Below are 24,514 nucleotides of genomic sequence, written 5' to 3'. Positions count from 1 at the left end.
AACCATCAGGCTTATTGCCTTGTTTTTATATACCGTTTCTTATTTTACAAACAAAAGATCCCGCCAGCCGCAAACAGGCTATTACAATTCGTATCTGTGTCTTTCCATCCATAACAAACGTTCCTGGGCATACTTCGCTTCTTCAATATTTTCCAGCGATATCTGTTCGTAAATCTTTTTAGCTTCATTCCACCTGGCCTGGGATTCCAATATATGAGCCACGCGCAGCCTGGACTTAACAACCCACGGCCTGCTGTTAGGATATATGTATTCCACCTTACGGTATTCGGATATCGCGTTATCAAAATTAGACTCATCCTCCAGGCATTGGGCTATCTTGAATTGCAATTCAGCGTTAAAATCATTGTTCTCGTTCGTAATGGCCTCCTGGTAATAACTGATGGCCAGATTGTAAAAACCCTCGGCCTGATACATGAGGCCTATTTTCTTATTAATAGTCTTTTTCAGCCTTTGCGAATCCGTCTGTTTTAGAAATCCGTTAAGGACCCTGATCCCGTCATTATATCTGCCGAGTTCAACGAATATATCGCCTAATGATATTATGGAATCATCGGCAACATCGGTATCGCGATATCTGGATATTATAGACTCAAACTGGGCCAGCGCCTGGCTTGGTTTGCCTTCACGGTATAATGTCCAGGCCATAAGATAGTCAACCTTATCGTTGAAACCGCTGTCAGGAAAACCCTGGGATATCCTGTTTAAGCTTATCCTGACCCTGCCGTAAGAACCTTTATTATAATAATATTGGGCAAACCAATATATAACGTCGGCAGTCAGATCACTGTCAGGATAGCGGGTAATATAATCATCAAAGGCCTTAAGCGCCTTGGCCTCTTCATCCATGCGGTAATAACACCATGCCAGTTCATATCTGGATAGGCGCTCTATTTCGGCATCAGTTACCGCATCAACCAAGTCTTCAAAAACCTTGACCGCGTCGGCATAATCGCCTTTATTATAATAGTATACTCCTATCTGATACTTCGCTTTGTCAGCCAGAGACGTGTCTTTCGTGCTGTCAAGGACTCTGTAATAACCCTCAAGCGCCAATTCATAGTTACGCTGCGCGTAATAGGCGTTAGCCAGTTCAAGGACCGCCTGGCCAAAAAGCTCGCTTTCCGGGAAATTGCTTATCAGGCTGTTCAGTGTTATTACAGCCGAGTCAAACTCTTTCAGGTTGATAAAAATCAGCCCCAGATGGTACTGCGCGTAATCAACATAAGTGCTGTCAGAATAATGGCTCAAGACTTCATCATAATACTTCTTTGAATTCTTATAATCACCTATTGCCAGATAAGCGTCCGCTATCCGGCAGGCGATATCAGCCTTTAGATTCGGGTCCGTGTTCATAAGAGCGGCTTTTTCAAAGCAGGCGATAGCGCGCGAATAAGCTTTGGTCTTAAGCAGTGACAATGCCAGGTTATAATACGATTTGGCAGAAAACCTGCCGTCAGGAAAACTATCCAGCAGATATTCGTATTGCAGAGCGGCTTCCTGAAATCTGGACAGATGAAACAATGACTCGGCCTTCCTGAAATAAGCCTCCTCAAGATAGCGCGAAAACCTCGTATCGTTAATTAATTTCTCATAAGCGTCAATGGCCTCTTCGTATCTACCCTGCGCCGCATAGCAAAGTCCTGTTCCAAAGATCGCGTTCGCCTTATGGTCAGGAGCATAATCTTCTTTCAAAACCGCTTCAAAGGCATCCGCGGCAGAAACATAATCACCCATATTAAACATTGACCATGCTATGGCCAAATGCGCGTAAGGCTGCCAGGGCCTGATACCGGTAAGTTTTAATGAATATCTGTACGACGATACGGCTTCTTCAAATCTACCAAGCTGGTACATTATCTCGCCTTTCAAAAAAAGCGCGTCTTTTGCCTCTGTCGCCAGCGGGAATTTTTCAATATACGTGTCTATAGATGCCCGGGCTTCATCCAGGCGGGAAAGCTCATAATAAGTGCCGGCGATTTTATACAGCGCCGAAGGATAGACCTTTGAATCCGGATACGCCGAGGCTATCTTCTGGAAATCCTCAAGCGCCTCTTTGTATTCACGCTTATTATAATGCGAACAGCCCCTTGAGTAATAGGCGTCAGCCAGATACGATGATAAAGGATAAGCCTCAACAAGCTTCTGATAATACGATATGGCGGTGTCAAAATTATTCATACTGAAGTTACACTCTCCGCACCAATAAAGCGCGGCATCCTTTAAATTCGACTGGTCAATTTTAAAAATTTCTTCAAAAAAATAAAGCGCTTTTTTATAAGAACCCTTGTAAAAATATGACATGCCCAAAAGCGCGTAAACCTCATCCCTTTGCGCGTGTTCAGGCTGGGCCTCAAGTATTCTGTCTGATTCCTCTATAGCGGTATCGTAAAGGGACTTCGCGAACAGCTCTTTCAAATCAGCCACAGATGAGGCCTGGGCCTTTGTGTCGGCACGGGCAATACCGTTAAGGCATAAAACAAATAACATAACAAGAGATAAAAAAAATTTATTATTTATTTTCATGACTGGTTGAGTATATCACTTAGTATATATATATTCAAGTAATAATTAAACGTATATTGTTGCGCATATCATGTAAATCAATAAAAACAATCAGGCAGGATTTTTGGGGCCCGTTTTTTAAGCACCACGCGAGCTCAAACTAATATAATGGCCGGTGTAAGAAGCCTTTATTTTGGCGATCTCTTCCGGACTGCCGCAGGCAATAACGCGGCCGCCGGCATCGCCGCCTTCAGGCCCGAGATCCATAATATAATCCGCGCTGTTGATAACGTCCAGATTATGTTCTATCACTAAAACGGTATTCCCATTATCTACCAGGTCGTGCAAAACCGACAAGAGTTTGCTGATATCGGCAAAGTGCAAGCCGGTTGTGGGCTCGTCAAGTATGTAAAGCGTCCTGCCCGTGGCTTTTTTGCAAAGCTCACTGGCCAGCTTGACCCTTTGAGCTTCCCCTCCCGAAAGCGTGGTAGCCTGCTGGCCTAATTCTATGTATCCTAAACCAACATCCTCCAGCGTGCTTATCTTATCGCGTATTGACGGTATATTGCCGAACAAGCGCAGTGCCTCGCTCAATGGCATCTGCAGGACGTCGGTAATGGACTTCCCCTTATATTTTACCTCAAGCGTTTGCTGGTTAAAACGTTTTCCGCCGCATACCTGACACTGCACATAAATATCCGGAAGAAAATGCATCTCAATTTTTTTAACACCATCCCCCTCGCAGGCCTGGCATCTGCCGCCCTTAACATTAAAACTAAAACGTCCGGGCTTATATCCTCTTATCCTGGATTCCGGCAATTTTGAGAATAGATCCCTTATATGTGTGAACACGCCCGTATACGTCGCGGGATTAGACCGCGGCGTGCGCCCTATGGGCGACTGGTCAATTACTATTACTTTATCAATATTCTCAATTCCAATAATGCTGTTATGCCTCCCGGGCCTATCTGTCGCGCGATAAAATTTTCTCGCAAGAGCTTTATACAATATCTCGTTGATTAATGTAGATTTGCCGGAACCCGATACCCCTGTCACGCAATTAAAGAGCCCTAAGGGTATGTCTACGTCAATATTCTTCAAATTGTGTTCGGACGCGCCCTTAATTACAAGTTTTTTACATCTCTTGTAGTCTCTTCTTTGCCTTCTGTCAGAAACAGACATGTCCCCGTTGAGATAAAGCGCGGTAAGGGACGATTTATCATCAAGAAGCCCTTGCACATTACCGCTGTATATAAGCTTTCCGCCGTCTTTGCCCGCGCCGGGGCCTAAATCAACTATATGGTCAGCGCTTCTCATAATAGCCTCGTCGTGTTCAACGACGATCACGGTATTGCCCATATCGCGCAGAGACTTGAGGGTTGCCAGCAATTTTTCATTGTCTCTTTGGTGAAGGCCTATACTGGGTTCATCCAGGACATAGAGAACGCCCGTAAGCCCTGACCCTATCTGCGTGGCAAGCCTGATACGCTGGGCCTCTCCGCCTGATAACGTTGAGCTCACGCGGTCAAGGGTGATATAATTCAAGCCCACATCGCATAAAAACATAAGCCTGGCCCTGACTTCTTTTAATATTAAGGCGGATATTTTTTTCTTTTCTTCATCCATATCAAGCCCGTCAAAAAAATTAACCGCCTGGGCGGCTGAAAGTTTACATACCTGGGCAATATTTTTTCCGGATATTTTTACCGACAGCGATTCTTTCTTCAGCCTCATGCCCCCGCATCCCGGACAGGGTTGTATTGACATGTAACCATGTATAAAATCTCTCATATAATCACTGTCCGTTTCCCGGAAGCGGCGCTCAAGATTTGGTATAACGCCTTCAAAATATCCCTGCGAATATTTCTCGCTTTTAGTGCCGTAAAAAATAAGCTCCCGCGCTTTTTTGCCAAGCTTGGCAAAAGGCGCGTCTGGGCTGAAGCCATGATCGCCGGCAAGATTAACCAATAGCCGGTTATAATAGAGAAAAAGCGATTTACCGCCCTTGCGCCAGGGTTCTATCGCGCCGGCTTTGATGGATCTTGACGGGTCTTTTACTACAAGGTCGGGGTCTATCTCAAGCTTATGTCCAAGCCCGTCGCAGGCCGGGCACGCGCCGAACGGGGAATTGAACGAAAAATGCCTGGGCTCAAAATCCTGATAACTTATGCCGCATTTTACGCAGGCATTTTTACAGCTGTATAAAATGCCTTCCGGCTGGGCCGGTGATGTTATAATCACCATCCCGTCTCCTATGCCCAGAGCGGTTTCAATGGAATCCGCGAGCCTTTTCTTGTTTTCGTCTTTTACGCTTAACCTGTCAATGACTATGTCAATGGTATGCTTAATGTTCTTGTCTAAATCTATCTTGCTGTCTGGCCCAAAAATATGGCCATCAATACGAAACCTTATAAAACCCTGTTTTCTGTACTTAAGCAAAAGCTCTTTATGCCGGCCCTTTTTGCCTCTGACCAGCGGCGCCAGGATATTGACGGGCGTACCGGAAGGATATCTATTGGCAGATTCTATGACCTGCTGGGGGCTCTGCCGGCTTATGGGCCTTGAACACTTGTAACAATAGGCTTCGCCAATCTTGGAAAAAAGAAGCCTTAAATAATCATATATCTCGGTTACGGTTCCTACCGTTGAACGCGGATTGACGCCGGGCATTCTCTGCTGTATGGATATGCTGGGAGATAATCCTTCAATATGGTCCACATCGGGCTTCTGCATCTGTTCAAGGAATTGCCGGGCATAGGCGGAAAGGCTTTCAACGTATTTCATCTGGCCCTGGGCATAAATGGTATCAAAGGCCAGAGACGATTTACCGGAACCTGATAAACCGGTAATAACAATCAATTGGTTTCTCGGCAATTTTAAATCTATTGATTTCAGGTTATGCTCTCTGGCGCCTTTTATGATTATATACTTGTTTTCCATAAGCATCTCTTTTGCCGCAACAGGGCCTTTCTCAACCGCGCCCTATATAATAACATGAAAAACCCCTTTTTAACAAAGCATTTCTAATATTCATTTGTTAAAAGGGGTTTTCCTTGATAACTACTGTATTACTTTATGTTATTTCTTCTTTTTCTTCGCTGTCTTTTTTGCCTTTTTAGCTTTTTTCTTCGCTGCCATGGTTTTACCCTCCTTTTTAGGTTAAAAAACAGAGACAAAAAATATCATTTACTTCTTTTTCTTTTTCGCGGATTTCTTTTTTCCTCCGCGGGCCATCTTGGCCATTGCCACGTCACCCTGTTTATCAATAAAGTAAAGATATCCTTTTTGCCTCTTTATGCCGGCCTTGACAATTACCTGCGGACTTCCGCCTTTTTTCTTGCCGCGGGCCATCTTGGCCTTTGATACATTTCCTTTTTTATCCAAATAATATAAATATCCTTTTTCCCTCTTAATCCCGCATTTTAAAACTTTGGTTGCCATTTATTTTTTCACCTCCCTTCGTAAAATATTTTCTATTGATTTTATTTTACGCTATTTATCAGACGCACGCAAGTATTTTTTTTCTTTTTGAAAAAAAAATAAAATTATTTTTTTGACGATAAATGATCATTTCTTTTTTTATCCGCATTGTCACGCTCCGCATTGGGACAAAAAATCCCCGGATCAAACACGCGCCTTACCACAGCAGCTATGAGAACAAGGCACGTGGCTGATTATTCCTTCTTTCGTCTTTACAAAAAAACAACACCGAGACAAAAATAAAGGAATGCCGGGGATTTAAAAAATTATGTCAATAAATTCAAGAACCAATCTTCACGTAATTATCAAGCGTTTGTTTGAGCGCGGAAAAAGCCGACAGGCAGGCAAAAAAACTTGTCTTGGGATTGTTAGCGCAAGGCGTATTTTCGCAAACGCAGGTAATCTTTCCAAAATCACCTTCTATCAGGACCTCGTGTGAATTTACCGTATATTCAGGCGAAGTAATAATCTTGACAAACGTTTTTTCCGCCCCCAAACCGGCTATACTCAACAGAGCTGAAATATTTATATTTTTCGGAAAAGCGCGCACCGCCAGGCTTGCCGGCCCGTCAAAAATAACAGTCTCACCGGTAATCGCGTCAAGATCTATGTTATGGGATTGTATAAACGGCGCGCCTTTTAACCCGGCGGGGGGTTTTCTGGTAGTTAACGATAATCTCTTGATGTCTCCTATCATAGCGCTTTTAAGCGCGTCCAATCCGCACACAGCCCCGCTTGGCAGGATAATTCTCGCCTTATTTTTCCTGGCAAGGTCAAAAAGCCTGCCGCTTTTATCCAGTATGCCTCCGACGCTCATCACCATAATATCTTTTTTCTTTTTAAGCGCTTTTTGGGCAAAGGCAAAAGATACCTCGGCGCAGGCCGACTCTATCACTATATCGCAGGCATCAACAAGTTTGTCAAAACAAACAACCGCGGGCCTGGGGTCCAGGCGCGTGGAAAGATCAAGAGCCTTTTTATTGTCCTTATCGCACAACGCCGATAATCTCGCGCGGTCCTTTAAATCAGAAGAGATACGCTCTGCCAAAAATGAACCTATCGCGCCGCATCCGGCTATACCTATCTTTTTTTTAACCATAATATTCGGCCGCCTGTAATAAGGGGCGTTTTAAAAAATATTCGTTATATCTTTTTAAGAAACATCAAGCACGCGTCTCATGCGCCTGAAACCGACACCCATTTTTTTTCGCCTGATATCTTCAACATCCTGTCAACGGCATAATAAGCCCGTCCGCGGATATGTTCAGGCACGGTGATCTTATGCACCATGAGCTCAAGAGAGTTAACTATCCATCCCAGAGTAGTAAGTTTCATATTAGCGCACAAAAGATGTTCTGTTGGTAAATAAAATTTTTTATCGGGATTGTCCTGCCTTAACCTGTAAAGCATGCCTAACTCTGTGCCTATAATAAATTCTTTGCATTTTGCCTGTTTAACATACTTTATCATCCCTCCGGTTGACGCTACGTGATCTGCCAGTTTAAGCACTGCCGGATCGCATTCCGGATGAGCAATAAATTCAGCCTCCGGGTAAAGCCTCTTGGACGCGTTGATCTGGTCCGGCAGAACACTCACGTGCGTCGGGCAAAATCCCTCCCATAGAATTATCTCCTTATCGGGCAAACACGATTGCACGTAAGCGCCTAAATTTCTATCAGGCACGAACAACACTCTTTTATCTTTAAGAGAGTTTACCACTTCAACAGCATTCTGGGAGGTGCAGCATACGTCGCTTTCAGCCTTTATATCAGCGGATGTGTTTACATAGCAGACAACCGGTATGCCCGGGTATTCCTGTTTTTTGATTCGTAAAGCCTCGGGCGTTATCATATCGGCCATGGGGCATCCGGCTTCTTTGACCGGAAGCAGAACAGTCTTGTTGGAATTAAGGATATAAGCTGTCTCGGCCATAAAATGCACCCCGCAGAAAACTATAATGTCGGCGTCTATCTTGATAGCGGCCCTGCTCAAACCCAATGAGTCTCCGGTTATATCGGCGATATCCTGGACTTCATCCCTTTGGTAATTATGGACAATGATAATCGCGTTCCGCTTCTTCTTAAGCTGGGCTATCCGCTTCTTCAGTTTTTCGGAGTATTTTTTATTTGTTTTTTCTGTGTATTTTTGTATCACCGTCTTTTATCCTGTTATCTTCATTAAGAAATATGGCTTTTTGTTTAAACGTTGACGCCTCTTTTGATTCTAAAATGCAATAGGATATTATAATGACACGGTCGCCTTTTTGGGCCCATCTGGCGGCCGCGCCGTTCATGCATATTACTCCACTGCCAGGCTGTCCGTCAATAGCATATGTCTCCACCCTTGTCCCGTTATTAAGGTTGACTATCTGCACCTTCTCCCCGGGAAATATATCGGCGGATTTCAATAAATCGGTGTCTATCGTGATACTTCCCGTATAGTTCAAATTTGATTCGGTTACGGTGGCATTATGTATCTTGGACTTATAAATTATTCTAAACATATGTCTTACTCCTTATGTTTATTGGGCAAATAGCGACCCTTTATCTCCTGCTTACCAGCATATTATCAATCAATCGCGTTTGGTCTATCCTTACCGCAATAGCTATCAGAACACTGCATCCTACGCGTTTAATTTCATCTAAGGTGCGCGGACAAACGATAGCTATATATTCCACATCAACGCCCCGGCCGCGAAGCATGCTTTGAATAAACGATTTTATCCTGCCAGGGCTTGATTCACCTTCTCTTATCAGGCCCGCGGCCTCTTTTAACGACCGATAAATAACAGCGGCGAACTCGCGCCCGCGCGGGCCAAGATAATTATTGCGGGAACTCATGGCAAGGCCCGAGGCCTCTCTTACCGTAGGCAAGGCTTTTATTTGGGTGTTAATATTGAGATCCGCGACCATTTTTTTTATTATGGCCACCTGCTGATAATCTTTACGGCCCATGTATACCTTATGCGGCATTATGATATTAAAAAGTTTCAGGCATATTGTGGCAACACCCGAAAAATGCCCCGGCCTTGACGCGCCGCACAAAACCTCCGATATCCGGCCTGTGTGAACAGAGCAGGAAAAACCTTCCGGATATAAGGCCTTGGATGCCGGATAAAAAAGTATATCGCAACCGGCTTTTTGGGCCAGGATAGCGTCATTTTTTATACTGCGCGGATATTTTTCATAATCCTCGCCGGCGGAAAATTGCGCCGGGTTAACGAACACGCTGACTACCACCGCGTCATTTTCCTTGCGCGCTTTTTTTATAAGCGATAAATGGCCTTCGTGCAAAGCGCCCATAGTAGGGACAAAACCTATTTGTTTACCGGCCGCGAATAGAGCTTGCGAAGCGCGCCTCATGGCCCTGGGGTCTTTAACTATTCTCATATTTGACTGCTCTCTTTGCTTGCGTATTTTTTTAGCCTTCTTGCGCGGGTAAACACTGCCGATCAACGTCGGATAATAAATCTTTAATGCTTTTCTTTAAAACCGGATGAATTACATCAGGGGCTATTTCGGAGAGCGGCTTAAGCACAAAATAACGCTCATGCATCCGGCTATGCGGAATTATCAGATTATTGCCTTTCATAATAATATCATCATACAAAAGTATATCCAGGTCTATTACCCTTGGCGCCCATCTGTTGGCGGCGGCGCTATCAGAATCAGGATCACGATAACACGATGGCATTCTGCCTTCATCCAGGGCCTTTAATTGTTCCTGCGCGCTTAATTTTTTCGGCGCGCTGTCTTTGAATCTCCCCATCTCGCGCTCTATAGTCTTCAAAGCAGCCAAAACCTCGTCAGGATACAGTGTTGTGCCAATACAGCAACAGGCGTTAAGATACATCGGCTGGCCCGGGCCGCCGACAGCTTCTGTTTCAATAACTGATGACACGCTCTTGAACTCAATGTCCTTTCTGGCTTTTAATTTTTCAAGAGACCTTTCAATGTTGGCGCGCCTGTCCCCTAAATTAGACCCTATGCCTATATAAACAATGCTCATCTGTGAAGCCTCTTTATTCTGTCAACCGCCTCTTTGAGCCGGTCTTCGGAAACAGTCAGTGCCATTCTTATAAAGCCCTCACCGTTAGGGCCAAACCCTATACCCGGAGTTGTCACTATATCAGCTCTTTGAAGAAGCGACTTTGTCAGTTCATTGGACGTATATCCCGGAGGAACCGGTATCCATACATAAAATGTCGCCTTTGGTTTTTCAACCTTCCAGCCAAGGCTGTTTAAGCCGTCTACAAGAATGTCCCTTCTTCTCTGATAAACACGGTTCAATTCATCTATATGCTCCTGGCCTGTCTCAAGCGCCATTATACCGGCAAATTGCACTGCCTGAAATATGCCGGAATCTATGTTTGACTTTACAGCCCTAAGGGCCGCTATCACTTCAGAATTCCCGCAGGCAAAACCAAGCCTCCATCCGGTCATATTATAGGTCTTTGACAGGGAATGGAATTCAATGCCGGCATTTTTAGCGCCCTTTACCTCAAGAAAACTTATGGGCCTGTAGCCATCGTATGACATCTCGGAATACGCGGCGTCATGGCATATGATTATATTATTTTCATTGGCAAAGTCTATCGCCTTAACATAAAAATCTTTGGTCGCCGTCTTTCCGGTAGGATTATTAGGATAATTTAAAAACATCAGTTTTGCTATCTTGGCAACCTGATAATCTATAGCGTCAAAATCGGGCAAAAAGTCGTTCTGCGGTATAAGAGGCATGAGATAGGGGACGCCGCCCGCTAATATTGTTCCCGATTTATACGGCGGGTAGCAGGGATCAGGCACGAGCACGGTATCTCCATGGTCAACAAAAGCCAAAGGTATATGAGCGATGCCTTCTTTGGAACCTATCAAAGGCAGTACCTCTGTATCAGGATCCAGTTCAACATTAAAACGCTTTTTGTACCAGCCGGCTATGCTCTGGCGCAGTTTGGGAAGGCCCGCGTCAAGGGCATAGCGGTGATTCTCGGGGTCCTTGGCCGCCTCATATAACTTCTCTATTATATGCACCGGCGTCGGCCTGTCAGGATCACCGATTCCTAAGTCTATTATGTCCCTGCCGTCACTAACCGCCTTTTTCTTTATCCTATCTATCTCGGCAAAAAGATAAGGCGGCAGCTTCTTTAACCTGCTTGCCTGTTCAATCTTTGGCATAATTTATACTCCTTGTATCACGTTTTGCATATTATACAATCCGGGCGATTTATCAACGATATATTTAGCCGCCCTTATAGCGCCTCTGGCAAATATGTCCCGGCTTGACGCGCGGTGGGTTATCTCAATAACTTCATCCTCACCGGCAAATATAACGGTGTGTTCGCCGGTAATAGTCCCGCCCCGCACGGCATGAACGCATATTTGGCCTTTAGGCCGGGCGCCGGTATTCCCAGACCTGCCGTATATAGCTATGTCCCTGGCCTTCAAACCTTTAGCCTGCGCTATTTTTTCCAACAGCGTCTTCGCGGTTCCGCTGGGCGCGTCCTTTTTCATCTTGTGATGCGCCTCCACAATTTCTATATCATAGCCATCCCCGAGAGCGGCAGCAGCTTCGCAGGCAATGTCATACATCACATTGACCGCTATAGACATGTTTGAAGAAAAGAAAACCGGTATCTTTTTTGAACTAGACTCAATGACCTTATATTCCTCATCCGTAATGCCGGTAACGCCTATTACGATAGGCAGGCCGGTTTCCCGCGCGGCCTTAAGGCTTGACAGCATGGCCGAGGGGCTTGTAAAATCAATAATAACATCGCAATTTTTAACGCATGAAGACAAATCACCGGTGACCTGGACGCAAAACCCGTCTTCACCAACCAAGCTGCCATAATTTTTACCGATATCAGGATGGCCCGCGGCCTCTACAGCCGCGGTTATCTCAAGATCGTTTTCCTTGCAAGCGTAATGCGCTATTCGCTTACCCATCCTGCCGCAAGAACCGGCAATAAGTATCCTCTTAACCATAATCGCCCCCAAATCTTTTAAATCAATTCATAATTTTTCAAAACCGCGGACAGTCTGTCCTTATTTGTTTTTGACATATCACACATAGGAAGCCTAAGCCCCGGTTCTATCATACCCATCATGCTCATGGCAGTCTTAACAGGTATAGGGTTTGTCTCAATGAACATGGCCTTGACAACAGGCAGCATCTTATAGTGAAGGGCCCTCGCGGTTTCAATATCGTTTTTTTCAAACGCGCTTACCATATCTGAAACATCTTTCGGTATAATATTGGCCACTACTGAAATTACTCCGCAGCCGCCTATGGAAAGAATGGGCAGTGTCAGAGAATCATCGCCTGATATAAGGTCAAAATCTTTGCCGCACAGACTGCGTATCTCGGACATCTGGTTGAGATCACCGCTGGCTTCTTTTACGCCTACCACATTTTTGAGCGCGGCAAGCCTTTTCATTGTATCAGCAGTTATATTAACTCCTGTCCTTGACGCTATATTATAGACTACCAGCGGTATATCCACTTCATCGGACAAAGCCTTAAAATGCTGGTAGACACCCTCCTGTGTCGGTTTATTATAATACGGTGTAATTATCAAGGCCGCGTCAGCGCCCGCGATTTTCGCGTGCCTTGTAAGCTCTATGGCTTCGGATGTGCTATTGGAACCGGTCCCTGCCATGACCTTTACCCGGCCTTTGGCGGCCGCTATCACTACGTCTATTACCCTTTCATGCTCCTCCATGGAAAGGGTGGCCGACTCGCCTGTTGTGCCGCACGGAACAATAACAGATGTGCCGTTTTTTACCTGAAATTCAACGAGGTCCTTGAGACTGTCTTCATCAATCTCCTTCGCCTTTTTCTTAAAAGGCGTTACTATTGCCACCATTGACCCTTTAAACATAAGTTCTCCTGTTTTGTAAAATATTTAATAAAAACATTTCAATTTTTAAACCGGTTCATCTCAATCCCGCGGCCAAAACCTTCTGCTGGCCAAAAATCCGCTCGCGCATATTGATATCTGCCAGGATAATAATTAGAGTTTTATCCTGCCTGTAAAAACTTCTTCGGCCGGGCCTTCTAAAAAAACATCATAAAATTTATTATCCCGGTATTTAAAATATACCGTTAACTCCCCCCCTCTGGTATATATCCTGACAGGGGATTTAAGCTTTTTCACGAGGCTGGCAATAAGGGCGCAGGCAATGGAGCCTGTCCCGCAGGCGCGGGTTTCCGATTCAACCCCTCTCTCATAAGTCCTGACCTGTAAAGAAGGCCCTCTCTTGACCCTGGCCGCGTTGACATTGACGCCGTCAGGTAAAAAAATATTATTATATCTTATACTGCGCCCAAAGGAAATCATATCCATTCCATCTACATCATCGGCAAAACAGACGGCGTGCGGGACCCCGGTATTAATATGATGCAAGGTATACGGCTTACCGGAATGTTTTACGGTAAGCGACATTTTCAAATCATAAGGCTGTGTGGTGTTGATACGCACCCCCGCTGGGCGGACAGAGGCGCGTAAAAGCCCCGCGCCGGTTTGTATAACCATAGAGCTTGCCGCAATCTGCCTGTCACGCGCATACAATGCTATACAACGAGAGCCGTTTCCGCACATATCAGGTTCGGAACCATCGGGATTAAATATCCTCATCCTGAAGTCCGCGGACCTTGACCGCTCCACCACTAAAAATCCGTCAGCGCCGATACCGGTTTTCCTGTCGCAAAGCCTCTTTGCCACAGAAGAGAGGCGCTGGCCCAATACAGAAAGCCTGTTGTCTATGACTATAAAATCATTTCCTGTGGCAACCATCTTGCTGAAATTTATCATATTACATTTATGCGCGATTTCTTTTAAACCCGCTTATACAATCGCTTTGGTATTATTTCGCCCCTGATAAGGTCCTGATAACATTCTCTTTTGCGCACCGTATGATAGGACCCGTCAATAACCATGATCTCGGCCGCCCTCGGCCTGGCATTATAATTACTTGACATGGAAAACCCGTACGCCCCGGCACCCATCACGGCTATAAAATCGCCCTGCTTCAGAGAGGGCAGGTTTCTATCTTTGGCGATAAAGTCCCCGCTTTCACATACAGGCCCTACCACATCTGATTTTTCGTATCTTGCACCGGCAGTCGCCTTTCTTAGCGGTAATATATCGTGAAAAGCTCCGTACAGGCTGGGCCTGACAAGATCATTCATGCCAGCATCCACGATAATAAAATTCTTCCCGAACGACTTCTTAACATATAGTACCTTTGATACCAGGACACCGCTGTTACCGGAAATAAACCTGCCCGGCTCAAGTATCAGTTTTACATTCAGTTTAGATACCATGGGGACAATAGAGTTTGCGAAATCCCGCGCCGTCTGCGGCTTTTCATTGCCATAAACAATGCCAAGGCCGCCTCCTATGTTAAGGTAATCAACCTTATGCCCCGCGCTTCTTAAGCGGGCGATAAGAGACGATATTTTTTTTACAGCCCTGACAAAAGGCCCTGCCTGCGTTATCTGCGAGCCTATGTGCATATGTATGCCTGAAATCTCCACGTTTGGAAATTTCCGGCTCTGATTAAAGATGTCTAAAAGCGTGTCTTCATCTATGCCGAATTTATTTCCCTTGGCGCCTGTGGTAATATATTTGTGCGTCCCGGCTCTAACACCCGGATTGACCCTAATGGCGGCTTTGACCTTTTTACGCAGGCGCGAACACAGCTTATTTATCAGAACAAGTTCCGGCAATGATTCAACGTTAAAAAGCAGTATTCCGGAACGAATAGCGTCTTCTATCTCAAGCGGGGTTTTGCCCGCCCCGGCATATACTATCTTGGACATATCGGCACCAGCCTTTTTGGCTTTAAACAATTCGCCGCCGGAAACAATATCAAGCCCGGCGCCCGCGCCGACCAGAGACCTGACTATAGAAAGATTGGAATTTGATTTCATGGAAAAGCATATAAGCGGATCCAGGCTTTTAAAAGCCTCGCGGATCTTATCGTAATGGCTTATTAGGGTCTTATAGCTGTAAAGATAGAAAGGCGTTGCTATGTTTTGCGCGATCCTTTGTATCTGAACAGATTCGCAATATAAACTCTTGCGCAGGTAATGAAAATAATGCATGCTTTTTTTAGCCTTCTTGTGATCAAGAACTGTTAAAGGGCTTAAGAGGCCCGCTTACCGGCCAGTCTCTTTTGCCACTTTCTGATTTGCTCGTTTACAAGCCTTGGGCTGGTCCCTCCGGCGGAGATCTTTGACCCGACTGATTTTTTCAAAGAAAATATATGATATATACCGCTATCAAAGCTATCGGACATCTGCTTGTATTTTTCCATAGGCAGAGCGGACATCCTAATCCCTTTATCCAAACAGTAAACAACTATTCTGCCTATAATATCATGGGCCTGTTTAAAGGCAAGGCCTTTTTTTACCAGATACTCGGCCATGTCCAAGGCGTAAAGACAATCATCGCCGGCAAAACCGGAACGCGGGCCGTAACCTTTGGCGGGCTTTATGCCCTTTACAATACCCGCCGCTATAGTAAGCGCGTCCTGCGCCTGCAAGACGGAATCAAACAATGGTTTCTTGTCCAACTGCATGTCCCTGTTATAAGACAGGGGCAGGCCCTTCATCAGAACCATGACGGAATATAGGTTCGCGTACGCGTATCCGGCTGTTCCTCTCAACAGCTCAAGCGCGTCGGGATTTTTTTTCTGCGGCATAATGGACGAACCCGTGCAATATTGTTCCGGTATATCCAGCAGGCCGAATTCCGGGGTTGACAATAATATCATATCTTCGCAAAACCTTGAAAGATGCATAAATAATAATGATATGGCATACAGCATATCCAGAATAAAATCCCTGTCGCTAACCGCGTCTATGCTGTTAGAACTCACCCTTGAAAAACCAAGTAATTCTGCCGTGTATTGCCTGTCTATATTAAACGATGTCCCTGCCATCGCGCACGAGCCAAGCGGCATTTCATCGGCCATATTATATACCGCCTCAAGCCGGGCCCTGTCTCTTTGCAGCATTTCCACATATGCCAATAACTGATGCGCCAGCAAAACAGGCATGGCATGCTGGGTATGCGTCAGGCCGGGCATAATAATATCCCGGTACTGTTTCGCCAGCGCGACAAGGCCGGACTGCAGTTGTTTTACCATGCCCGTTAATAGGCACGCTTTGTCCTTGACATACATCCTCATATCAAGAGAAATCTGGTCATTTCTAGACCTGGCAGTGTGCAAATAATCCGCGCAAGAACCAATATCATCCTTGAGCGCGATATAGACAGCGCTGTGTATATCTTCGGCGGACTTATCTATCCTGAAAATACCTTTTTGGAGCTGGCTTTTTATCTTATCAAGCCCCTTTATTATCATACGGGACTTGTTCCTCGCTATGATACCACGCTTAGACAGCATCCTGGCATGAGCTATACTGCCCATCACATCGTATAGCGCCAATTCCTTGTCATAATCAATAGAACACTGGAATCTCCAGAATGTCTCATCCTGCTTACTGATAAATCTGCCTCCCCATAACTTTTTGTCCATGGCCATACCCTTGTATTTAACAGCGCCCTAAAAAGATTCTGACAATGCGTTCCGTCAGGCATACCGGCTATTTTTTATACGGAAGCCCCCATATTTTGATAAAACCTTCCGCCGCCTTATGATCAAAGCTGTCCTTTGATGAATATGTAGCAAGGCCTTCATCGTAAAGCGAATGTTTTGACTGCCTGCCTGCCAGAATCAGGTTGCCTTTATATAATTTCAACCTGACCTCGCCTGTAACATTCTGCTGAGTAGTAAGCGTGAAACCATCCAATGCCTGCCTTAGGCGGCTATACCATAAACCATAATAAATAAGCTCGGCATACTTCTGCGCTATGACCTCTTTAAAATGCAATAACTCCCTGTCAAGCACCAGGGCCTCAAGCTCTTTGTGCGCTGTATGCAATATCAAAGCGGCCGGAGCCTCGTATATCTCACGGGATTTTATCCCTACAAGTCGGTTCTCTACCATATCGCTTCTGCCTACTCCGTGCAATGCTCCGAGCGAACTAAGTTTTTGAATAAGCTCAACAGGCCCGCAGGCCCTGCCGTCTATTGATACAGGCTCGCCTTTTTCAAAACCAATCCTTACATAAGCAGGCTTATCAGGCGCCTGCGAAACCGGCCTGGTAATCTGATACGCGTCTTCAGGCGGCTCTATAGCGGGGTTTTCTAATACCCCGCATTCAATGCTTATGCCCCATAGATTTTCATCAAGGCTGTAAGGGCTTTTCTTAGTCACCGGCACCGGTATGCCGTTCTCATTGGCATACTCTATCTGGGCCTGCCTTGAGGCAAAATCCCATACTCTGACAGGGGCTACAATCTCAAGGCCCTTTGCAAGCGCGGCCAGAGAAACTTCTATCCTCACCTGGTCATTGCCTTTTCCCGTGCATCCGTGCCCTACAAATTTCGCCTTTTCCTTGCCGGCCGTCTCTGCCAGAACCTTTGCTATTAACGGCCTTGAAAGTGCTGTTGCAAGAAAATACTTGCCTTCGTAAACAGCGCCCGCTTTAAGCGCCGGGAATATAAAATTTTTAACAAATTCATCTTTGGCATCTACTATATAGACTTTTCCGGCGCCTATCTTTAATGCCTTCTCTCTGGCCTTTTTAAAATCTCCTTTTTGGCCTACGTTAACAAGGCAGGCGATAACATCAAAACCCCGGTCTTTCAGCCATCTGATGGCAACTGAAGTATCAAGGCCGCCGGAATACGCTAAAACTATTTTTTTCATCTAAACTCCCTTCTTTCGGCAATCAACCTTATTATCCGTATTAAAAAGCAACAGACAAAAACAGCCCGCTAATAATTCAGCAATGTAAGCAATATAGCCTTTTGCATGTGCAGTCTGTTCTCCGCCTGGTCAAAAACTATTGAATGCGGCCCGTCCAGGACCTCGCCCGTTATCTCTTCTCCGCGATGGGCCGGAAGGCAATGCATAACGACACATTCATTTTTAGCCATACTCAATAATTCCTTGTCCAGTTGAAAATCTTTAAAATCATTAAGGCGTTTTTGTTTATCAGCCTCCTGGCCCATGGAAACCCAGACATCGGTATACAATATATCAGCACACCGGGCGGCAGACTTTTTGTCATAAAATATCTCTATTGAGGAGCCCGCCGACTTTGCCATATCCTTTGACTGCGATAGTATGGCCTTATCAGGCTCATAACCTTTCGGGACAGCCACCCTGATATTTATACCGGCCTTTGAACCGGCGTAGAGCAGTGAGTGAAGAACATTATTACCATCGCCTATATACGCCATATTAAGCCCTTCAAGCTGGCCAAATTTCTCTTTTATCGTAAACATATCGGCCAAAGCCTGGCACGGATGCGAAAGATCGCTTAAACCGTTAACAACTGGTATTGTCGCGTTTTCAGCCAAATCAAGGACCTCTTTATGGGAAAATGTTCTGGCTACTATTATGTCAAGATATCTTGAAAGCGTCTGCGCTATGTCCTTGGCAGACTCTCTTGTGCCGAGTTTAATATCATCCGGGCCAAGATATAATGTGTGCCCGCCAAGCTGATACATCCCCACCTCAAAAGAAGCCCTGGTCCTGTTTGAAGGCTTCTGAAAAATCAAGCCGAGGGATCTGCCTTTTAATTTATCGTAATAAGCCGACGGATCAGACTTAAGAGACTGCGCAAGTTCAAGCAATTCATCTATATGGGCTTTGGAAAGGTCTTTTATGGATATAAGGTCTTTTTTCATAATGACACCATAACATTGGCTAATATTTTTAAGGCCCTGGCCGCTTCAGACCTTCTGACTGTAATAGGCGGCATAATCCTTAATATATTAGACTGTGTGCAGTTAATAAGCAGTCCCATATTAAAGCATTGCTCAATTATTTTTTGGCCATCTATGTTTAACTCAACCCCTATCATCAGGCCTTTATGCCTTACACTGCTTATGACAGCAGGGAAACGCTTCTTGAGTTTTTGGATACCCCTGACGATATAATCTCCCATCCTGTCAGCATTGGCCAAAAGCCTGTCCCTGTTAATAGCTTCCAAAGCGGCGATAGAGGCGGCACAAACCACAGGGCTTCCTCCGAATGTAGAAGCATGCATGCCCGGTTTGAGCACGTCAACAAGCCTGTCGGAAGCCATCATGGCCGCGATAGGAAGACCGGCGCCGAGTGATTTCGCCAATGTCATAATATCAGGCAATATTCCATAATGCTGGTAACAAAAAAGCTTTCCAGTCCTGCCCATGCCTGTCTGCACCTCATCCAATATGAGCAGTAGGTCCTTTGCCTTGCATAGGGCCCTAAGTTCTTTCATATACTCCTGGCCTGCTATATTAATTCCGCCTTCGCCCTGTATAGGCTCTATCATAACAGCTACCGTAAGCTCATCAACAGCATTTCTTACGGCATCAATGTTATTGAAAGGAACATGGGTAAAGCCCTCAAGCAAAGGATAAAAACCGGTTTTGACCTTTTCCTGGCCCGTGGCTGTCAGGGTAGCCATTGTCCGGCCGTGAAAAGATTTTTCCATCGTGATGATTTTGTATCTTCCATCCCTGCTGCCATAGGCCCTTGCCAGCTTTATAGCCGCCTCATTTGCTTCAGCCCCGGAATTGCAGAAAAACACCTTACCGCCGAAAGCGCTTGCCGATAATTTCTGCGCAAGGACTGCCTGGGGATAACTGTAATAATTATTAGAAACATGTATAATCTCTTTCAATTGCCTGATAACGGAGCTTACCACAGACTTGTGGCAATGACCCAGTCCGCTTACAGCCCAGCCAGGGAAAAAATCAAGATATTTTTTGCCGTCTTGATCCCATACATATGAACCCCTGCCCTTTACAAAAACGACCGGAACCCTCTTATAGGTGTTTAATATGTATGAATTGGCCAAATTAATGATTTCTTGCGCGTTAGGCATATTTTCCTCTTCAGTTAATGTTAACAAAATATCCGGCCGCGGGTAATCGCGTCTATTTTATTATCTCCGTCCCGATCCCGTCATCTGTAAAAACCTCTAATAGAAGCGAGTGCGGTATCGTGCCGTTTATTATATGGACTTTTTTCACGCCGCTGTCAAGGGCCTTGATGCCAGCTTTTACCTTTGGTATCATACCCGAAGAGATCACACCCTTGCCTATTAATTCCAGCGCATGCGCTTCATCTATATGCGAGATGAGGCTTTTATCGTCGTCCTTGTCCATCATAACGCCTTTAACGTTTGTCAAAAGTATCAATTTCTCGGATTGCATGGCAGAGGCTATCTCTGATGCCGCTATATCCGCATTTATATTATAAAGCTTTTTGTCACTGCCTATGCCAACCGGGGAAATTATCGGTATAGCGCCATCATCTAAAACGCTCTTTATTATATCCGTATTAACAGCGCTGATATCACCCAAAAAATCTTCTGCCACAGCCGTCCTTCTTTTTCTGGCGCTTATAAGGCCCGTGTCTCTGCTTAAAAGCCCGCGCGCGCGGGCGCCGCGTTCGGTTACGCGCCTGACAAGATCATTGTTAACCAAAGAAAGTGCCTCATCCACGATGCCGGCGGTCTCTTCATCGGTAATGCGCAGTCCGTCAACAAAAACAGCGCTTTTACCGCGTTGGGCCATCAAGGCGTTTATCCTTGCGCCTCCCCCGTGAACTATCACGGCATTTATCCCTTTATTATGAAAAGAGACGATATCGTCAAGAACGGAATCTGAAAGGGCCTTATTCTCAAGCATACTGCCGCCATATTTAATAACAAAGGCTTTGCCTTTGAATATTTTTATATACTTTGACGCGCCATCCAATATACGTTCTCTCATCTGCGCACCAGGCCCGCTTTTCTATATAAATCTTTTCATGTTTAGCTGTATGCCGCGTTTATCCTGATATATTCAGGGCTTAGGTCGGATGTGTAAATCCTTTTACAGACCCTTCCCGAATGAAGTTGTATCTTTATATCTATTCTTTTGCCGGCAAGTAAGTCCTTTGGCAAAGGGCTTTGGCAAGCAATGCCTGATTTAACGGCCATAACCCCATTAATATATATATCCACGCGGCCGGCTTTTACGCTTTGGCCGATACTGCCGCAGGCGGAGGCGATCCTTCCGAAATTGGGATTATTTCCATAACACATTGTTTTAAACAATGGAGAATTAGCGACTTTAAGGCCTATCGCCCTGGCCTGCCCGGCGCTTTTGGCCGAGTTGACGTCAATTTGTATAAACTTGGTCGCGCCTTCAGCGTCGCTGACAATCATCCGCGCCAGGTCAAGGCACAACAGCTTAAGAGCTGAAACAAATTTGACGTAGGAGGGCGTGGACGGCTTTATCGTGACCCCTGATAATCCGTTTGCCAGAATTAATACGGTATCATTCGTGCTCATATCTCCGTCTACCGTAATGCTGTTAAATGAATCCTCAACCGATTCCTTAAGCGCCTGCTTCAAAACAGCTTTGCTTATATCCGCGTCCGTGGTTATAACCGCTATCATGGTGGCCATATCAGGAGATATCATGCCAGCGCCTTTTGCTATGCCTGCCAGCCTGACTTTCTTATTAGCGATATCTATGCTATAGGCCCTCTCTTTTTCAAACGTATCGGTTGTCATAATGGCCCGGGCCGCTGATTTTGAATCATGGCTGTGCAATGACAAAAATAATCTATCCATGGCATTTTGCATCTTCGCCAAAGGAAGCCTCTTGCCAATAATACCCGTGGAGCAGACAAGAAGTTGTTCTTTTTTGCAATCCGCCAGCAGGGCCAGTTTATTAAGCACGGAAAGCGCGTCCGATATGCCTTGCGCCCCGGTCAGGCAATTGGCATTGCCTGAATTAATGATAACGCCAAAATGCCTGCCGCATCGGAGATGTTTTTTTGTAATCATAACCGGCGCGGCCTTAAAAGTGTTTTTTGTAAAAACCCCGCATGCCGTAGCAGGCGCCCGCGATATAATCAGCGCCATGTCAGCGCCTTTCTTTTTTATGCCGGCAGGTATGCCAGACTGAAGCCAGCCCACGGGCCTTGTTATGCCTCCGGATATCCTTTTCAAATTTTTATCTCCCTAAAATATGCCGCGGCCTTTTATAAAATCTATACCAAACCCATAGTCTCGGGTAAACCGAACATGATATTCATATTCTGAACAGCCTGGCCTGAAGCGCCTTTTTGCAAATTATCTATTGCCGTTACTATTATCGCCTTTGACCGGTCAGAGGAAACCGCCATACCGATAGCGCAGGTGTTTGTGTTTACAACATCCTTGATTTGAGGCAAGACATTGGCATCATAAACATTGACAAATGGAGCATTTTTATAAAACTGCCTATAACAAGCGATCAGGCTGTCAAGAGTCTGATCTTTTTTCAAACTAACATAGGCTGTTGTCAGTATCCCCCTTCTAACCGGTATCAAATGCGGGGTAAATATAATATTGACCTTGCTTGAAGATATCCGCGCAAGCTCTTGTTCCATCTCCGGTACGTGCTGGTGCGAACCAACCTTATACGCCTTCGCGTTTTCCGAAACCTCGGCAAAGATCAAGCCTGTATCAGGCTTTTTGCCCGCGCCGGTGACTCCGCTAACGGCATTAAGGATAATTGCATCCTTTGATGTTAAATTTTTCGCGATTAGAGGCGCCACTGCCAGAATAGAGCCTGTGGGATAACAACCGGGGTTTGCCAAAAGACAGGCATGCCTGATTTCGGCTTTGTTTAACTCCGGCAGGCCGTAAACGCTGTCTTTAATATATTGGGGAGCAATATGCCTTATCCCATAATATTTTTCATATATGCCGGCATCTTTGATCCTGAAATCCGCGCTTAAGTCAATCACCTTCTTGCCTTTGTCTATAAAACCGGGGACATATTCCATAGACACCTTATGCGGCAGAGCCAGAAATATAATATCTATGCCCTTTTTAAACAGGGCGGCAGAGTCAAGAGCCTGGCAGGTGATATCCAGCCTGCCTCTAAATTCGGGATATACATCCGATATCTTGACAGGTTTGTCAAACCTTGCCGTTAATACCTTGATAGCGGCTTTCGGATGCCTTAATAATATCCTGATAAGCTCTAAACCGGTATAACCTGTTATACCGCAAATCGCAACATTGATCATAATTGTTCTCCGATATTTATCATTAAGATATGATAAGGCATTGGTGTTAAATACGGCAGGCCTTATATATACTTATTTTTAGTATATGTGGATACTGATTATAAAACAAAGCACATAGTTTTGTCAATCTATATATGGCCGGAGCTATAAAAATCTGACCGGCAAACCTTGGTATCAGGCCTTTCTCGCGCGTAGATATCATACAAAAACACCTTGCAAAAACAGCAAAAACAAAAAACCCCGCTTTTATCGCAAAGGCGGGGTTTAAATAAAATTAAATTATAAGCCTGCCGCCCGGCGCCGGGTAAGGGCAAGCATTTTCTAAAAATTAACGCTTAGAGAACTGGAACCTCTTCCTGGCGCCCTTCTGGCCGTACTTCTTGCGCTCTTTCATGCGAGGATCTCTTGTAACAAATCCTGCCTTCTTAAGCTTCTTTTTCAGGGTTTCATCAAGAACTATTAAGGACCTCGCTATGCCGTGGCGTATAGCGCCCGCCTGCGCGGAAGTGCCTCCGCCGTTAACTATCACGGTAGTGTCATATTTACCGATAAGATTACATACCTCAAAAGGCTGCTGTATAATCATCCTAAGCGTTTCGCGCGGAAAATAATCCTCAATTGAACGCTTATTGACTTTAATTATGCCTGTGCCCGGCTTCAATACCACCCTTGCCGAGGCTTCTTTTCTTCTGCCTGTAGCTCTTAACAGCAATTGGTCTGCCATGAAATAATATCTCCTGATTAAAACTTCAATTCCTGCGGCCCCTGGGCCTTATGCGGGTGCTCGGCACCCGTATAGACCTTGAGTTTTTTAAACATATCCCTTCCCAGCGGAGTATCAGAGAGCATCCTTTTTACCGCCTGTCTGATAACCCTTCGCGGGTCTTTTTTCATTACCTCGGCCAATACGGTCCTTTTTTGGCCTCCGGGATAACCTGAATATGTAATATACTCTTTTTCGCGCATCTTTTTTCCGGTCACTTTTATTTTTTCCGCATTTATAACAACGACCCCGTCACCGCAATCAATATGAGGAGTATATTCAGGCTTATGCTTACCGCGCAATATAATGGCTATGCGCGTTGCAAGCCTGCCGAGGACCTTATCCTGCGCATCAACAATAACCCACTGTCTTTTAATATCTTTTTTCCTGGCAACAAATGTCTTTTTCATATAAGGCTCCTAAAAGAAATCAGATTTTATCACAAATGCACTATATATGTCAAGTGTTTTTACGCGAAGGGTTACGTCAACAAAATTCTGTAAATTCTTTTAAGGGCTTAACCTTCCATTGGTTGTTTAAGTGTGTAAAAATAGCATAAATTATCCGTTCGCAGCTTTGCTTGTTGCTAAAGCATGAGAACACTCT

The 24,514-nt window shown here is 45.2% G+C and carries 22 protein-coding genes; all 22 read right to left on the bottom strand.

Annotated elements, in window-relative coordinates:
* Positions 1–81 precede the first annotated feature (81 nt).
* Positions 82–2,544, bottom strand: coding sequence for a tetratricopeptide repeat protein (locus tag PHV77_05220; protein ID MDD5504696.1), 2,463 nt, complete (start codon positions 2,542–2,544; stop codon positions 82–84).
* 117 nt (positions 2,545–2,661) lie between these two features.
* Positions 2,662–5,463, bottom strand: a complete 2,802-nt coding sequence (gene uvrA, locus PHV77_05215) for an excinuclease ABC subunit UvrA (GenBank protein MDD5504695.1) — start codon at positions 5,461–5,463, stop codon at positions 2,662–2,664.
* Between the two features lie 246 nt (positions 5,464–5,709).
* Positions 5,710–5,964 (bottom strand): hypothetical protein, encoded by a 255-nt coding sequence (locus tag PHV77_05210; GenBank protein ID MDD5504694.1) that lies wholly within the window; start codon positions 5,962–5,964, stop codon positions 5,710–5,712.
* A gap of 319 nt (positions 5,965–6,283) precedes the next feature.
* Entirely contained in the window at positions 6,284–7,102 is an 819-nt protein-coding gene (locus tag PHV77_05205; GenBank protein MDD5504693.1) for an aspartate dehydrogenase, read from the bottom strand.
* 77 nt (positions 7,103–7,179) lie between these two features.
* Complete coding sequence (gene nadA / locus PHV77_05200; protein ID MDD5504692.1) at positions 7,180–8,154, bottom strand: quinolinate synthase NadA; 975 nt, start codon at positions 8,152–8,154, stop codon at positions 7,180–7,182.
* Positions 8,126–8,506, bottom strand: a complete 381-nt coding sequence (locus tag PHV77_05195; protein MDD5504691.1) for an aspartate 1-decarboxylase — start codon at positions 8,504–8,506, stop codon at positions 8,126–8,128. Before PHV77_05195 ends, nadA begins: the two co-directional genes overlap by 29 nt.
* Before the next feature lie 40 nt (positions 8,507–8,546).
* On the bottom strand, positions 8,547–9,392 hold the full coding sequence (gene panC, locus PHV77_05190) for a pantoate--beta-alanine ligase (protein MDD5504690.1): 846 nt from the start codon (positions 9,390–9,392) through the stop codon (positions 8,547–8,549).
* 31 nt (positions 9,393–9,423) lie between these two features.
* Positions 9,424–10,011 (bottom strand): 2-amino-4-hydroxy-6-hydroxymethyldihydropteridine diphosphokinase, encoded by a 588-nt coding sequence (gene folK, locus PHV77_05185; GenBank protein MDD5504689.1) that lies wholly within the window; start codon positions 10,009–10,011, stop codon positions 9,424–9,426.
* Positions 10,008–11,177 carry an LL-diaminopimelate aminotransferase gene (locus PHV77_05180; protein ID MDD5504688.1) on the bottom strand — a complete coding sequence of 390 codons (1,170 nt, stop codon included), beginning with the start codon at positions 11,175–11,177 and terminating at the stop codon, positions 10,008–10,010. Before PHV77_05180 ends, folK begins: the two co-directional genes overlap by 4 nt.
* A gap of 3 nt (positions 11,178–11,180) precedes the next feature.
* Entirely contained in the window at positions 11,181–11,987 is an 807-nt protein-coding gene (dapB, locus tag PHV77_05175; protein ID MDD5504687.1) for a 4-hydroxy-tetrahydrodipicolinate reductase, read from the bottom strand.
* Between the two features lie 17 nt (positions 11,988–12,004).
* Positions 12,005–12,883: a 4-hydroxy-tetrahydrodipicolinate synthase gene (dapA, locus tag PHV77_05170; GenBank protein MDD5504686.1), complete on the bottom strand. Its 879-nt coding sequence runs from the start codon at positions 12,881–12,883 to the stop codon at positions 12,005–12,007.
* 132 nt (positions 12,884–13,015) lie between these two features.
* On the bottom strand, positions 13,016–13,816 hold the full coding sequence (dapF, locus tag PHV77_05165; GenBank protein ID MDD5504685.1) for a diaminopimelate epimerase: 801 nt from the start codon (positions 13,814–13,816) through the stop codon (positions 13,016–13,018).
* A gap of 23 nt (positions 13,817–13,839) precedes the next feature.
* A complete protein-coding gene (lysA, locus tag PHV77_05160; GenBank protein MDD5504684.1) occupies positions 13,840–15,111 on the bottom strand; it encodes a diaminopimelate decarboxylase in 1,272 nt (423 codons plus the stop codon).
* 41 nt (positions 15,112–15,152) lie between these two features.
* On the bottom strand, positions 15,153–16,550 hold the full coding sequence (gene argH / locus PHV77_05155; GenBank protein ID MDD5504683.1) for an argininosuccinate lyase: 1,398 nt from the start codon (positions 16,548–16,550) through the stop codon (positions 15,153–15,155).
* A gap of 67 nt (positions 16,551–16,617) precedes the next feature.
* Entirely contained in the window at positions 16,618–17,787 is a 1,170-nt protein-coding gene (locus tag PHV77_05150; GenBank protein ID MDD5504682.1) for an argininosuccinate synthase, read from the bottom strand.
* A gap of 68 nt (positions 17,788–17,855) precedes the next feature.
* Positions 17,856–18,773 (bottom strand): ornithine carbamoyltransferase, encoded by a 918-nt coding sequence (argF, locus tag PHV77_05145; protein ID MDD5504681.1) that lies wholly within the window; start codon positions 18,771–18,773, stop codon positions 17,856–17,858.
* Positions 18,770–19,957 (bottom strand): aspartate aminotransferase family protein, encoded by a 1,188-nt coding sequence (locus tag PHV77_05140; protein MDD5504680.1) that lies wholly within the window; start codon positions 19,955–19,957, stop codon positions 18,770–18,772. Before PHV77_05140 ends, argF begins: the two co-directional genes overlap by 4 nt.
* Before the next feature lie 52 nt (positions 19,958–20,009).
* Entirely contained in the window at positions 20,010–20,849 is an 840-nt protein-coding gene (argB, locus tag PHV77_05135) for an acetylglutamate kinase (GenBank protein MDD5504679.1), read from the bottom strand.
* A 41-nt stretch (positions 20,850–20,890) separates the two neighbouring features.
* Entirely contained in the window at positions 20,891–22,078 is a 1,188-nt protein-coding gene (argJ, locus tag PHV77_05130) for a bifunctional glutamate N-acetyltransferase/amino-acid acetyltransferase ArgJ (GenBank protein MDD5504678.1), read from the bottom strand.
* A 41-nt stretch (positions 22,079–22,119) separates the two neighbouring features.
* Positions 22,120–23,145 carry an N-acetyl-gamma-glutamyl-phosphate reductase gene (gene argC, locus PHV77_05125; protein MDD5504677.1) on the bottom strand — a complete coding sequence of 342 codons (1,026 nt, stop codon included), beginning with the start codon at positions 23,143–23,145 and terminating at the stop codon, positions 22,120–22,122.
* Positions 23,146–23,473: 328 nt separating this feature from the next.
* Positions 23,474–23,869: a 30S ribosomal protein S9 gene (gene rpsI / locus PHV77_05120; protein ID MDD5504676.1), complete on the bottom strand. Its 396-nt coding sequence runs from the start codon at positions 23,867–23,869 to the stop codon at positions 23,474–23,476.
* A 17-nt stretch (positions 23,870–23,886) separates the two neighbouring features.
* The gene (gene rplM, locus PHV77_05115) at positions 23,887–24,318 is read right to left on the bottom strand and encodes a 50S ribosomal protein L13 (protein MDD5504675.1); all 432 of its coding nucleotides are present in this window, start codon (positions 24,316–24,318) and stop codon (positions 23,887–23,889) included.
* Positions 24,319–24,514 lie beyond the last annotated feature (196 nt).

The sequence above is a fragment of the Candidatus Omnitrophota bacterium genome, from assembly GCA_028716165.1.
GTDB lineage: Bacteria > Omnitrophota > Gorgyraeia > JABMRG01 > JABMRG01 > JAQUQI01.
This window is presented reverse-complemented; position numbering and strand designations above follow the sequence as displayed.